Origin of the sequence: Salipiger sp. PrR002, assembly GCF_010500775.1 — a bacterium.
GTDB lineage: Bacteria > Pseudomonadota > Alphaproteobacteria > Rhodobacterales > Rhodobacteraceae > Salipiger.
Genome location: NZ_JAAGOU010000003.1, coordinates 230651 through 244295, shown reverse-complemented (window position 1 = coordinate 244295; position 13645 = coordinate 230651). Strand labels below are relative to the sequence as shown.

13 protein-coding genes and 1 tRNA gene are annotated in these 13645 nt (G+C 65.7%); 8 read left to right on the top strand and 6 right to left on the bottom strand.

Annotation, left to right across the window (positions count from 1 at the left end):
- Positions 1-7 precede the first annotated feature (7 nt).
- The 7 genes from G0A00_RS05160 to G0A00_RS05130 all read left to right on the top strand — a co-directional run bounded on the left by G0A00_RS05160 (position 8) and on the right by G0A00_RS05130 (position 8154).
- Positions 8-889: an ABC transporter permease gene (locus G0A00_RS05160; RefSeq protein WP_164182331.1), complete on the top strand. Its 882-nt coding sequence runs from the start codon at positions 8-10 to the stop codon at positions 887-889.
- Positions 886-1695, top strand: a complete 810-nt coding sequence (locus G0A00_RS05155) for an ABC transporter permease (protein WP_164182329.1) — start codon at positions 886-888, stop codon at positions 1693-1695. Before G0A00_RS05160 ends, G0A00_RS05155 begins: the two co-directional genes overlap by 4 nt.
- A 240-nt stretch (positions 1696-1935) precedes the next feature.
- Positions 1936-3279: a glutamine synthetase family protein gene (locus G0A00_RS05150; protein ID WP_164182327.1), complete on the top strand. Its 1344-nt coding sequence runs from the start codon at positions 1936-1938 to the stop codon at positions 3277-3279.
- A gap of 119 nt (positions 3280-3398) precedes the next feature.
- Complete coding sequence (locus tag G0A00_RS05145; protein WP_164182325.1) at positions 3399-4082, top strand: type 1 glutamine amidotransferase; 684 nt, start codon at positions 3399-3401, stop codon at positions 4080-4082.
- Complete coding sequence (locus tag G0A00_RS05140) at positions 4079-5443, top strand: glutamine synthetase family protein (protein WP_164182323.1); 1365 nt, start codon at positions 4079-4081, stop codon at positions 5441-5443. The genes G0A00_RS05145 and G0A00_RS05140 overlap by 4 nt, the downstream gene beginning before the upstream one ends.
- Before the next feature lie 85 nt (positions 5444-5528).
- Positions 5529-6830, top strand: a complete 1302-nt coding sequence (locus G0A00_RS05135; RefSeq protein ID WP_164182321.1) for an FAD-binding oxidoreductase — start codon at positions 5529-5531, stop codon at positions 6828-6830.
- Positions 6831-6942: 112 nt separating this feature from the next.
- Positions 6943-8154: a DegT/DnrJ/EryC1/StrS aminotransferase family protein gene (locus G0A00_RS05130; protein ID WP_164182319.1), complete on the top strand. Its 1212-nt coding sequence runs from the start codon at positions 6943-6945 to the stop codon at positions 8152-8154.
- Here G0A00_RS05130 and G0A00_RS05125 read toward each other — a convergent pair.
- The 5 genes from G0A00_RS05125 to G0A00_RS05105 form a co-directional block, all read right to left on the bottom strand.
- A complete protein-coding gene (locus G0A00_RS05125) occupies positions 8142-9092 on the bottom strand; it encodes a DMT family transporter (RefSeq protein ID WP_164182318.1) in 951 nt (316 codons plus the stop codon). The two genes, G0A00_RS05130 and G0A00_RS05125, sit on opposite strands and share 13 nt — an antisense overlap.
- Before the next feature lie 121 nt (positions 9093-9213).
- Positions 9214-9774, bottom strand: coding sequence for a polyhydroxyalkanoate synthesis repressor PhaR (gene phaR, locus G0A00_RS05120; protein WP_066104738.1), 561 nt, complete (start codon positions 9772-9774; stop codon positions 9214-9216).
- A 149-nt stretch (positions 9775-9923) separates the two neighbouring features.
- Positions 9924-10898, bottom strand: coding sequence for a Gfo/Idh/MocA family protein (locus tag G0A00_RS05115; protein ID WP_164182317.1), 975 nt, complete (start codon positions 10896-10898; stop codon positions 9924-9926).
- Between the two features lie 113 nt (positions 10899-11011).
- Entirely contained in the window at positions 11012-11908 is an 897-nt protein-coding gene (rpoH, locus tag G0A00_RS05110; RefSeq protein ID WP_066104732.1) for an RNA polymerase sigma factor RpoH, read from the bottom strand.
- Positions 11909-12075: 167 nt separating this feature from the next.
- The gene (locus G0A00_RS05105; protein WP_164182316.1) at positions 12076-13104 is read right to left on the bottom strand and encodes an RluA family pseudouridine synthase; all 1029 of its coding nucleotides are present in this window, start codon (positions 13102-13104) and stop codon (positions 12076-12078) included.
- Here G0A00_RS05105 and G0A00_RS05100 point away from each other — a divergent pair.
- Positions 13103-13417, top strand: coding sequence for a DUF6476 family protein (locus G0A00_RS05100; protein WP_164182315.1), 315 nt, complete (start codon positions 13103-13105; stop codon positions 13415-13417). The genes G0A00_RS05105 and G0A00_RS05100 overlap by 2 nt on opposite strands.
- Positions 13418-13568: 151 nt before the next feature.
- Here the strand turns inward: G0A00_RS05100 and G0A00_RS05095 are convergent.
- Positions 13569-13645: transfer RNA gene (locus G0A00_RS05095), tRNA-His, on the bottom strand.

The window sequence follows — 13645 nt, the reverse complement described above, 5'->3', positions numbered from 1 at the left end:
ATCCGACATGTTCTCTTGGTGTACCGACCCCGACGCGATCTCTGGCCTGAGCTGGCTGAGCTGCTACCTGACCACGGGCAAGCACATGTCGATCTATGTCTCGGTCGGCACCGTGCTGCTGCTGCTGGCGATCACCGCGCCGGTGGCGCTGGCCTTCGGTTTCGGCGGCGCCATGGCGGCCCGCTCGCCCTTCCCGCCGCTATCGTGGCTGGGCAAGGGCTATATCGCCATCGTGCGCGGCGTGCCGGACATCGCCTTTTTCCTGTTCTTCGTCATCGCCCTCGACCAGTTCTTCGAGTGGATACGCCACGAGGTGAAATGCCCCGACTGGGATCAGCCGATCCGGCAGGGCAATGACTTCGTGGTCTGTCCCGAGGCCAAGCTGCCGCTCTCGACCGCGGCGCAATGGGTGCATGAGACCTATGGCTTCTCGCTGGCGGTGCTGACCTTCGCCATCGTCTTCGGCGCTTTCGCGGGCAATGTGCTCTTTGGCGCCATGCGCGCCGTGCCGCATGCCCAGCTCGAGACCGCCGAGGCCTATGGCATGACCCGGCGCCAGACCTTCTGGCGCATCCTCGTGCCGCAGATGTGGGTCTATGCGCTGCCCGGCCTGTCGAACCTGTGGATGGTGCTGATCAAAGCCACGCCGCTGCTTTTCTTGCTGGGGGTCGAGGACATCGTTTACTGGGCGCGCGAACTCGGCGGCTCGAAGACCGCGCGCTTCACCGACTATCCGCACCCCGACTGGCGGGTGTGGTATTTCGCGGCGCTGCTGGTCTTCTATCTGGTCTTCACCCGCGTGTCGGAGATCGTCCTTGACCGCATCATGAAGCGCCTCACCCACGGTCAGGCGACCATGGGCGGCGAAGCGCAGAGGAAGGCCTCATGAGCTGCTGGGAAACCATCGCGGACTACGGGCTGCGCTCGATCGGCATCGGCGAGCGGCTGCTGCCGCGTGACAATTTCACCCTGTGCCAGCAATTCACGCTGATCGGCTCGGGGATGCTGTGGAACATCTACTTCGGCATCGTCAGCCTGATCACCGGCTTCTGCCTCGCCACGGCGCTGGCCATGGGCAAGGCATCAAAGATCACCCCGCTGCGCAAGCTGGCGGAATGGGTGATCTTCGTGTTCCGCGGCTCGCCGCTCTTCATCCAGTTCTTCTTTGCCTACTTCCTGTTCCTCAGCCTCAAGAGCGTCTCGCCGGTCTTCGATCCGCTGACCTCGGCGTGGCTGGGCGCGGCGATCGTGCTGTTCTTCAACACCGCCGCCTATTCGGGCGAGATCTTCTACGGCGCGCTGCTGTCGGTGCCCAAGGGCGATGTGGAGGCGGCTGACGCCTACGGTTTCTCGGGGCTCCCGCGCTTCCGCCGCATCGTCTGGCCGACCATGCTGCGCCTCGCGTGGCCTGCCTACACCAACGAGGCGATCTTCCTCTTCCACGCCACCACGTTGGTGTTCTTCTCGGGCTTCCCGGCGTGGCAGCAGCGCGGTGACGCGCTCTATTACGCGAATTACTTCGCCGACAAGACCTTCAACCCGTTCATCCCCTACCCGATCCTTGCGGGCTATTTCATCCTGCTGACGCTCTGCGTGGTCGGCGTCTTTGGGCTGATCAACAAGCGGCTGAACCGGCATCTGCCTAAAGAGCGTCGCCAGAAGATCCGGATGCGTCCGCGGCTTTTGCTGCGCTGAACCAATGGCACGTGAGGCGCTCCGTCTGAACGCCTCAGCCCAACGCCCCTACCCTGCCCTGGCATGTCTTGCGCCGCCCCCGGAGCCCGGGCGCCCGGCCATATTTCGCGTGGCACGCCGCCGCTCTGCGCGCCCGCTCTTTCATCTTTCCAAAAATACTCATCTCCTCCCGCCAAGCCCCCGCTTGCCAGCGTGCATCCGAGTCGCTACGCTTAATTTGATCAAATTTCCGGATAGACCATGACAGACCCGAAAACCTGGCTCCGCAAGAACCCCCAGGTCCGCACCATCCGCGTCGCCGCCTGCGATCTCAACGGCCAGCCGCGCGGCAAGCGCGTGCCCTCCCGTTTCGCCCATAAGGTCGTCGAGGATGGCACCCGCTTCCCCTTCTCGGCCCTCAACCTCGACATCTGGGGTGAGGACATCGACGACAGCCCGCTGGTGTTTGAAAGCGGCGACCGCGACGGCGTGCTCAAGCCCACCGAGCGCGGCTTCGTGCCGATGCCGTGGCTCGAGGCGCCCACCGCGCTTCTGCCGATCTGGATGTTCCACGAGGGCGGCAAACCCTATGAGGGCGATCCGCGCCACGCGCTGGCGCAGGTGGTGCGCCGCTACAAGAAGCACGGGCTGACCCCCGTCGTGGCGCTGGAGATGGAGTTCTTTCTGATCGACGACAGCACCCGCAAGCTGCAGGTGCCGGTCTCGCCGCGTTCGGGCAAGCGCCGCAAGGCCGCCGAAGTGCTCTCGATCCGCGCGCTCGACACGTTCGACATCTTCTTCACCGATCTCTACGACGCCTGCGAGGACATGGACATCCCCGCCGACACCGCCATCTCCGAGGCGGGTCTGGGCCAGTTCGAGATCAACATGATGCATCAGGACGACGCGCTGCGCGCCGCCGACGATGCGTGGCTGTTCAAGATGCTGCTGAAGGGGCTGGCGCGCCGCCACGGATTTGCCGCCTCCTTCATGGCCAAACCCTATGAGGATTACGCCGGTTCGGGGATGCATATGCATTTCTCGGTGCTCGACGAGGATGGCAACAACATCTTCGACGACGGCGGGCCCAAGGGCACCGATGTGCTGCGCCATGCCATCGGCGGCTGCGTCGAAGCCATGCACGACAGCACGCTGATCTTCGCGCCGCACCTCAATTCCTACGAGCGGCTGATCCCCGAGAACCACGCGCCCTGCGGCATTTCCTGGGCCTATGAGAACCGCACCGCGGCGATCCGCGTGCCCTCGGGCAGCCCCGCGGCGCGGCGCATCGAACACCGTGTGGCGGGCGGCGACGTGAACCCCTACCTGCTGATCGCCACCATCCTCGGCGCTGCGCTGAACGGCATCGAGGACGAGGTCGAGCCCCCCGCGCCGATCACCGGCAACGCCTACGCGCAGGACCTGCCGCTGATCCCGGCGGATTGGGAATCGGCGATGGACGCCTTCGAGGCGAGCCCGATCATGCCGCGCATCCTGCCGCCCGAACTGATCCGCAACCTGCTGCTGACCAAACGGCAAGAGCAGCTCTACATGGCGGAACTCTCGCCGCAGGAGCAGGTGGAAATCTATCTCGATACGGTCTGAGCACCACCTTGCCGCCCTCGGGCGGCAAGGCTACCTTCGGCGCAGAACGCCCTGGCCTGAAAGACGCGCCAGACAAACCGCGCCACATAAACCGCGCCAGCGAAACCAACGTGTGATCCATGAAAATCGGCATCCTGCAAACCGGCCTCGTCCCCGCGGAACTCGCGGCAGAGACCGGTGAATATCCCGCCTTCTTCGCCCGCCTTCTCGATGGCTACGGCTTCGACTTCGCCAGTTGGTCCGTGGTCGAGGGGCAGTTCCCCGAAGGCCCCGAAGCCGCCGACGGCTGGCTGATCACCGGATCGCGCCACGGCGCCTATGAAGAGCACGACTGGATCCCGCCGCTCGAACAGCTGATCCGCGACATCTACGCCGCTGGCAAACCGCTGATCGGCGTCTGCTTCGGCCATCAGATCATCGCGCAGGCGCTTGGTGGCAAGGTCGAGAAGCACCCCGGCGGCTGGATCATCGGCCCCACCGCCTATCACTTCGAGGGTGGCGACAAGATCATCAACGCATGGCATCAGGATCAGGTGACCGAGCTGCCGCCCGGCGCCGAGGTGATCGCCAGTTCGGACTATTGCGATTATGCCGCGCTGCTCTATCCCGGCCATGCCTACACGGTGCAGCCGCACCCCGAGTTCGACGACAGTTTCACCCGCGCGCTGATCGACACCCGCGGCCCCGGCGTGGTGCCGCAGGACAAGCTCGACGCCGCCGACAAGGCGCTTGGCACGCCGCTCGACCAGCGCGCGCTCGCCGATCAATTCGCGCATTTCTTCAAACAAAAGGCTCTCGCATGACCGAAGACTGGACCGGCCAGCTTCCGCAACCCGCCACCGCCTATCTCGAAGGGCGGCGGCTCGACGAGGTCGAATGCGTGATCGCCGACCTGCCCGGCATTGCCCGCGGCAAGGCGGTGCCTGCGTCGAAATTTGCCCGGCAGGACTATTTCCACCTGCCGGAGTCGATCTTCTACCAGACGATCACCGGCGACTGGGGCGAGGCGGCGGATGAAAACGAGGGTTTCATCGAGCGCGACATGATCCTGCGCCCGGACATGACCACTGCCACCGCCGCACCGTGGACGGCCGACTGGACACTGCAGGTGATCCACGACGCCTTTGACCGCAAGGGCGAGCCGATCCCCTACGCCCCGCGCAACGTGCTGAAGCGGGTGGTGGAGCTGTACCGCAAGCAGGGCTGGGAGCCGGTGGTGGCACCGGAGATGGAGTTCTTCCTCGTGGCGCGCAACGTCGATCCGGCGATCGACATCAAGCCGATGATGGGCCGTTCGGGCCGCCCCGCCGCCGCCCGTCAGGCCTATTCGATGACCGCCGTGGACGAGTTCGGCCCGGTGATCGACGACATTTACGACTTCGCCGAAGCGCAGGGCTTCGAGATCGACGGCATCACGCAGGAAGGCGGCGCCGGTCAGCTCGAGATCAACCTCCAGCACGGCGATCCGGTGAAGCTGGCGGACGAGATCTTCTACTTCAAGCGGCTGATCCGCGAGGCGGCGCTGCGCCACGACTGCTTTGCCACCTTCATGGCCAAGCCGATCGCCGATGAGCCGGGCTCGGCCATGCACATCCACCATTCGGTGATGGAGATCGAGACCGGGCGCAACATCTTCTCCGGCCCCGCCGGCGGCGAGACCGACGCCTTCTATCACTTCATCGGCGGGCTGCAGGCGCATCTTCCGGCGGCGATCGCCGTGCTGGCGCCCTATGTGAACAGCTACCGCCGCTACGTGCGCGACAGCGCCGCGCCGATCAACCTCGAATGGGGCCGCGACAACCGCACCACCGGCATCCGCATCCCGATCTCGGGTCCGTCGTCGCGGCGCGTCGAGAACCGTCTCGCGGGGATGGACTGCAACCCCTACCTCGGCATCGCCGCCTCGCTGGCCTGCGGCTACCTCGGCCTGATGGAAGAGCGGCGCCCGTCGAAGCAGTTCCGCGGCGACGCCTATGAGGGTGAGGGCGACATCCCGCGCGTGCTGGGACAGGCGCTGGATATCTTCGACGAGGCGACCAAGCTGCACGAGGTGCTGGGGCCGGACTTTGCCCGCGTCTACTCGATCGTGAAACGTACCGAGTACGAAGAATTCCTCGCGGTGATCTCGCCGTGGGAACGCGAGCACCTGCTGCTCAACGTCTGAGCCGGGGACGGGCGCGAACAGGCCGGGGGCGCTGCCCCCGGACCCCCGGGATATTTGCATCTAGACGAAGCGGAGGCGGTGTTTCATGGACCTGCTGTTTTCCAACGACCGGCGCGGGGAATACCCGCAAAGCTGGTACGCGGCCACGGCGGATGCGCTGCCCCCCTTCCCCGCCCTCGAAGGCGAGGCGCGGGCGGATGTCTGCATCATCGGCGGCGGCTATACCGGGCTGTCGGCGGCGCTGCATCTGGCCGAAGCCGGGCTCGACGTGGCGCTGCTGGAGGCGCATCGGGTCGGCTTTGGCGCTTCGGGGCGCAATGGCGGGCAGCTTGGATCGGGGCAGCGGCAGGATCAGCTGAGCCTCGAGAAGATGGTCGGTGAGGCCGACGCTCGGGTGCTTTGGGATCTTGGCGAGGAAGCCAAGGACCTCTGCCGCGACCTTATCGCGAAGCACGGTATCGACTGTTATCTGCGCGACGGCGTGGCATGGTGCGGCTCCAGCAAGGGCGACGTGCAGCACCTGCATGAGTATGCCGAGCATATGGGCACGCGCTATGGCTACGAGATCGAGCGGCTCGACGCCAGGGCCTTCCATGAGCTCTGCCCCTCGCCCGACTATTGCGGCGGCGTGCTCGACATGGGCGCCGCGCATCTGCACCCACTGCGCTTTGCCCAAGGACTGGCGAAAGCGGCGGCAGGCGCCGGGGCACGCATCTATGAGACCAGCCATGTCACCAAGGTCGATCAGGGCCCGGAGGCGGTCATCCACACGGACAAGGGACGTCTGCGCGCGGGCCATGTGATCTATGCCTGCAACGGCTATCTTGGGGATCTGCAGCCCAAGGTCGCGGCGCGCGTCATGCCGATCAACAATTTCGTCGTCGCCACCGAGCCGCTCGGGGAGCGCACCCGTGAAGTGCTGACCCGCGACGTGGCCGTGGCCGACAGCAAATTCGTGGTGAACTACTTCCGTCTCAGCCACGACGGGCGGCTGCTGTTCGGCGGCGGTGAGAGCTACGGCTACCGCTTCCCCTCGGACATCCGCGCGCTGGTGCGCAAGCCGATGCTGGAGATTTTCCCTCAGCTTGAGGATGTGAAGATCGACTACGCTTGGGGCGGCACGCTGGCGATCACCATGAAGCGCCTGCCGCTGCTGGCGCGGCTGGGGCCCAACGTGCTGTCGGCCTCGGGCTATTCCGGCCACGGCGTCGGCACGGCGGTTCATGCCGGGCGGCTGCTCGCCGAGGCGGTGCGCGGCCAGTCGGCGGGCTTCGACGCCATGGCGGCGCTGCCGGTGCCGAGCTTCCCCGGCGGCGCGGCGCTGCGCTCGCCGCTGCTGGTGCTTGCGATGAGTTGGTACGCGCTGCGCGACCGCCTCGGAATCTAAGAAAAAATCCGCCGACCCCCGCAAGGCCCCCGTTTTTTGCGGGGGCTTTATACTTGGCTGTCACAAACACGGTGTTTAAGGTTTTCGAAAGAGACAATTCGGGATTTGTGAAATGAGCAGCCTTCCCAACATGCATGACGCCGAGCCGATCCCCGAAGAAGCGCGGGCCGAGATCGAGCGTCTGCTGCAATCGGGCGACCTTTTCCGCTACACCGCCCCCGAGGATGCGCCGGTCGCGCTGCTGGAACGCGAGTTCGCGGCGATGATGGGCAGCAAATACGCGCTGGCGGTGTCGAGCTGCTCGGCGGCGCTGTTTCTGTCGCTGAAGGCGCTCGGCCTGCCGCGCGGCGCAAAGGTGATGATCCCCGGCTTCACCTTCGCGGCCGTGCCTTCGTCGATCGTCCATGCCGACTGCGTGCCGGTGCTTTGCGAGGTGGGCGAGAACTACCGCATCGACCTGAGCGACTTCGAGGCCAAGCTCGGCGACGTGCAGGCGGTGATCATCAGCCATATGCGCGGCCACACCTCGGACATGGACGCGATCCTGTCGCTCTGCGACGCGCGCGGCGTGCCGGTGATCGAAGACGCGGCGCATTCGCTGGGCACCACTTGGGCGGGCCGCAACATCGGCACGCTGGGCAAGGTCGGCTGCTTCAGCTTTCAGAGCTACAAGCTGGTCAACGCTGGCGAGGGCGGCATCCTGATCACCGATGATGCCGATCTGGTGGCGCGGGCGGTGATCCTTTCGGGCGCCTACGAGCACAATTGGAAAAAGCACATGACGCCGGGCGACAATTCGGCTGAGCTGGAAGAGGCTTTTGCCCGCTGGCAGAACCGGCTGCCGCTTTATAACCTGCGCCTGTCGAACCTTGCCGCCGCAGTCATCCGCCCGCAATTGCCGCAGGTCGCGCGCCGGGTGCGCGACGGGCGCCGCAACCACGATCACGTGGCCGCCATCCTGAACCGCTCGCCGTGGATCGAGGTGCCGGAAAAGCTTGGCCCCGAAGAGCGCGCGCCGGACTCGCTGCAGTTCAACCTCGTGGGTATGGATGCCGCCGAGATGCGCGGCTTCATCGAGGCCGCGGCGGAGGCGGGCGTGAAGGTGCAGCTCTTTGGCCTGTCGACCGACAACGCCCGCGCCTTCTGGAACTGGCAGTTCCTCACCGAGATCCCCGAGCTGCCGCGCACCCGCGCCATGCTCGAGCGCGCCTGCGACACGCGGCTGCCCGCGCGGCTGACGCTGGAGGAATGCTCTGCGGTGGCCGAGGTTCTGGTCAGCGCGGCGGAAAGCGTGATGGGGCCGCTGCGCGCCTACGGCACCTGAGTGCTGCCCTTTGACCGGCGCTTGGGCTGGCGGCGCAGCCGCGCCGTCAGCCGCCCGTCGGTCACCAAGAGCCCCAGCGCGATCACCGCAAGCCCGAGGTAGACCCCCGGGGACAGACGCTCGCCAAGGAAGAGCGCGCCCAGAAGGATCGCGAAGGGCGGGATCAGCAGCGTCACCAGCATCAGGTTCGCCGCGCCAGCCCGTGCGAGAATGGCGAAATAGAGGATGAAGGCCAGCGCCGTGGCCAGCAGCGACAGCGCCAGCAGCGCGCCCCAGACCTCGGCCGGATAGTCGAGGCTCGGCAGCCCCTCGCGCCAGATCACCAGCGGCAGCAGCAACGCCGTGCTTCCGGCCAGCATCCCAAAGGCGTTGACCAGCGGCGGCTGCCCCGCAAGGCGCAGCTTGGCCCAGACGCTGGCGAGCGAATAGCTCAGCGCCGCCAGCAGCACTGCCCCCTGCCCGAGGTTGCGCGGGTCGAGCGTCGTCAGCCGCTCGGGGCCGATCACCACCGCCACCCCGCAAAGCCCCAAAGCTGCGCCCGCCAGCTTGTGCCAGCTCAGCCGCTCGTCGCGCAGCAGCAGCCCGGCGACCACCGCGCCCAGCACCCCAGTCGAGGCATTGAGGATGGCGGCCAGCCCGCTTTCGATATGGGTCTGCCCCCAGAAGATCAGCGTGAAGGGGATGGCGTTGTTGAGCCCGCCCATCACCAGATAGGCACCCCAGACACGCGCGCTGCGCGGCAGGGCAAGCCCGCGCCAGCGCAACACCAGCCAGAGTGCCGGCAGCGCCAGCGCCACGCGGTGCAGCGTCACCTGCATCGGGCTGAGCGCGCGCAGGGCAATCTCGGCAAAGAGGAACGTGCTGCCCCAGAGCGCCGCGAGGGCGAGCAGCAGCAGGGCGGCGGTGCGGTCGATACGGGGGGAAGCTGCATGATCCATGCCCCCGCTTTGCCCGATCCGGGGCGGCGGGGAAATCCGGATCCTGCGCAAAGCGGCCGAGAACGCGGCGCCAAAAAGCAGATCGGGCCCCGAAGGGCCCTGGATCATTTGGGTATCTTGATCACTTGTCCATCTTGGAGAGCTTCTGCTGCAGCTCGGCGAGTTGTTTCTTGATCGCCGCGAGGTCTTCCTCGCTCTCGCCGCCGCTCTCGTCTTCCTTCGAGGGGCCGGACCAATTGCCGCCCATCTGGCCAGACATGGCTTTCAGGAAAGCTTCTTGCTGCGCCTGCATCGCCTCGAGGCCGGGGATCTTCGGCATCATCGGATTGACCTGCGCCATGCCCTCGGCCCATTTGCTCTGGCTGTCGCGGAACATCTCGAAGCTGGCCGCAAGGAACTGCGGCACCGCCGAGGTGGCCTGCGTCGTATAGCTGCGCACGAGGTCGGTCAGAACGTTGATCGGCAGCACGCTCTCGCCGCGGCTTTCATGCTCGGCGACGATCTGCAGCAGATATTGACGCGTCAGGTCATCGCCCGATTTCAGATCGACGATCTGCACGTCGCGACCGTCGCGGATGAAACCCGAGATGTCCTCGAGCGTCACATAATCGCTGGTCTCGGTATTGTAGAGCCGCCGGCTCGCATAGCGCTTGATGAGCAGCGGTTTTTCGGTGTCAGCCACGTTGGACCCTCCCTCCACGCAGAGTTGAGGAAAAGCCTATGCGAGCGCAGAAAAAAAGAAAAGCACCAGTTTCACCGACACTTGCCGGACGGCTCACCGCCGCGATGCTGCAACATGCTGCATCGCGGCCTGAAAAATGCTGCGCAGCATTAGCCCTGCGGCGCCGCGGCGAAGATACGGTCGACGAATTCCTGCGTGCCACGGCAGAACTCCAGCGGCAGCGGATAGTCGGCCTCGCCCTTCACCGCCCTGTTGAACGCCTCCACCTGCAGCACGTAATGATTCTCGGCGGGCCAGCGCCACGTGCGCGTCTCCGTTCCCGGCCCGTACAGTTCGATGCGCGCTTCGCCAAAGACCTGCGCGTTGTACGGCACCGGCAGGCGCATCACCGCCTTGGTGCCATGCAGCACGATCTCTTGCCAAGGCGCCGCCCGTGTCGAGACCCGCCCGGTGTAGAGAAACCCCGGAAACTGCGCCATCACATGCGCCGAGGCATCCACACCGTTCTGCCAGTCGATCTGGGCCGCGAGGATCTCGCCGGGCTCCTGCCCGGTGATCAGCCGGATCGAGCCAAAGGCATAGACCCCGACGTCGCGCATCGCGCCGCCGCCGACATCGGCCTGATTGCGGATGTTCTGCAGGTCGTCGTTGTAGAAGCTGTGGGTCGAGTCGACGCGCACGAGATCCCCAATTTCACCTGCCTGCAGCAACTCGCGCGCCTTGGCATATTGCGGGTGATGGGCAACCATCCACGCCTCGGCGATCAGCTTGCCGGTCTTCTGCCGCACCGCCACCAGATCGTCGATCTCTTCGGCCTGCATGGCGATGGGCTTTTCGCAAAGCACATGTTTGCCCGCCTCCGCAGACTTGCGGCTCCATTCTACGTGCAACGCGTTGGGCAGCGGGATGTAGACCGCGTCGATCTCGGGGTCGGCCAAAAGCGCGTCGTAGCTGTCATGCACCCGCAGGCCGGGCGCAAAGGCGGCGAAGGGCTCGGCCTTTTCGGGCTTGGAGGTCGCAAGCGCGGTCAGCGCCCCGCCCCGCCCCGCATGGATCGCTGGCCCCATGTGGTTCTTTGCGAAATTCGCAGCGCCAAGAATGCCCCATCTGACGTAATCACCCATGCTCAAATCCTTTCAGCCTTTGCGCAGATGGTAGCGTTGCCGCGGGGGGCTGCAAGCAGAACGCCCGCCGCGGGTGCGACGGGCGTTCGGGGACACGTTCGGGAGGCGCGGCGTCAGGCGTCGCTCAGCATTCCCTGTTCCTGCGCAAGCTCTCGCATGCGCTTCTGCAGCTTCTCGAAGGCGCGCACCTCAATCTGGCGGATACGCTCGCGGCTGACGTCATAGACGCTCGACAGCTCCTCCAGCGTCACCGCCTGTTCGGCAAGACGGCGCTGGGTGAGAATGTCCTTCTCACGGTCATTCAGCACATCCATGGCCTGCGCCAGCATCGCACGGCGCGCATCCATCTCGTCACGCTCGGCATAGTCGGCAGCCTGATCAGCGTCCTCGTCTTCAAGCCAGTCCTGCCACTGCATCGAGCCTTCGCCCTCAGCGCCGACGGTGGCGTTGAGCGAGGCGTCGCTGCCCGACATGCGCCGGTTCATCGAGATCACCTCATCCTCGGACACACCGAGATCGGTGGCGATACGCTCGACGTGCTCGGGACGCAGATCGCCGTCCTCCAGCGCGCCAATGCGGTTCTTGGCCTTGCGCAGGTTGAAGAACAGCTTCTTCTGCGCCGAGGTGGTGCCCAGCTTCACAAGGCTCCACGACCGCAGGATGTATTCCTGGATCGAGGCGCGGATCCACCACATGGCGTAGGTCGCAAGGCGGAAGCCTTTCTCGGGGTCGAAGCGCTTCACCGCCTGCATCAGGCCGACGTTGGCCTCCGAGATGACCTCGGCCTGTGGCAGACCGTAGCCGCGATAGCCCATGGCGATCTTGGCCGCGAGACGCAGGTGGCTGGTGACCATCTTATGGGCCGACTCGGCGTCCTGCTCTTCGACCCAGCGCTTGGCCAGCATGTATTCTTCTTCCGGCTCCAGAAGCGGGAACTTCCGGATTTCTTGCAAGTACCGGCTGAGGCCGGCTTCCGGCGACGGCGCCGGCAGATTGGCGTAGTTGCTCACGTGTCCGTTCCTCCAATGTTATGGGGGTTAACATGCCATATGGGCAGGCCCCCGGATCATTTCAAGGCCGCGATGTTAGCGGTCTTACGAAGGTTTCACGTTTCTAACGCATGGATCCGTCGCGCGGATCCGTATTTCGCCGCTTTCACGCAGATGGGAAGCTTATGTCATTCCCCGCGCAGCACCTGCAAAAGATCGGCCATGTCTGCGGGAAGCTCTGCCTCGAAGCGCAGATGCTCGCCGGTGACCGGATGCTCAAAGCCCAGCAGAGCCGCGTGCAGCGCCTGCCGGTCAAAGCTGGTCGCCGCCGCCAATGCCTCGGGCGACAGCGCCTTTGGCGAGAGCTTGCGCTTGCCGCCATACACCGGATCGCCGATCAGCCCGTGACCGGCATGGGCCATATGCACACGGATCTGATGGGTGCGCCCGGTCTCCAGCCGGCATTCGACCAGCGCCAGCGACGGCGGCGTGCCAAAGCTTTCCAGCACCCGCGCGCGGGTGGTGGCGTGGCGCCCCTGCCCGTCGAAATAGACCGCCTGCCGCTGCCGGTCGGTCTTGTGCCGCGCCAGCCCCGACTGAATGCAGATCACCTCGCCCGGCTCGACCGACACGCCGCGCACCCCGCGCAGCCGCGGATCGGCGGTCGAGGGCACACCGTGCACCACCGCCAGATAGGCGCGCTCGGCGCTGTGCTTCTCGAACTGCGCAGCCAGCCCGTGATGCGCGCGGTCGGATTTGGCCACGACCAGCAGGCCGGAGGTGTCCTTGTCGATCCGGTGCACGATGCCCGGTCGCTTCATGCCGCCGACCCCAGACAGATCGTCGCCGAAATGGAACAGCAGCGCGTTGACCAGCGTGCCCGAGGGCGTGCCCGGCGCGGGATGCACCACCATGCCCGCGGGCTTGTTCACCACCACGAGGTCGGCATCCTCCCAGATGATGTCGAGCGGGATGTCCTCGGGTCCGATGTGGCTCTCTTCGGCCCGCGGCACAGAGATCTCCAGCACATCGCCCTCGGCCACTTTGGCCTTGGGGTCCGACAGCACCTCGCCGCCACGGGTCACCGCGCCCTCGGCGATGAGCCGGGCCAGCCGGGTGCGCGAGAGGGCCGCTTCCTCTGGCACATCGCGCGCCAGCGCCTTATCAAGGCGCGGCGGCGGGGCTTCCCCGATGACGATGCGCAGAGGCTGCTCCATGTCCAATACTCCCGAAAATCCTGAGGATTTGCCCGAACCCGCCAACCTGCGCTTCCTGCGCCGGCTGGTGACGTTGCTGACGGCGGTGATGATCGCAGGGCTTGTAGCGATCCTGTCGCTGATTGTCATCCGCTTCACGAACGCCCGCGCGCCGCTTCCCGACGAGATCACCCTGCCCTCCGGCGCCAAGGCAACAGCCTTCACCCAAGGCTCGGATTGGTATGCGGTGGTGACGGCGGACGATGAGATCCTGATCTTCAACCGCGAAAACCACAAACTGCGCCAGACCATCGCGGTCAAGACCAACGAATAGACCTTCGTCTAGACGAAAATATCCCGGGGAGTCCGCGCGCCCGCGCGGACGGGGCAGCGCCCCGAAACACCCGCATCCACCCACCAGGCGAGCGGCCATACGAGCGACATCTGTCCTGCAGCGCAACATGCAATTTTCCGAAGGGGGGAGATGGTACCGCCTTCCCGGTTCGAACGGGAGACCTCTTGATCCACAATCAAGCGCTCTAACCTACTGAGCTAAGGCGGC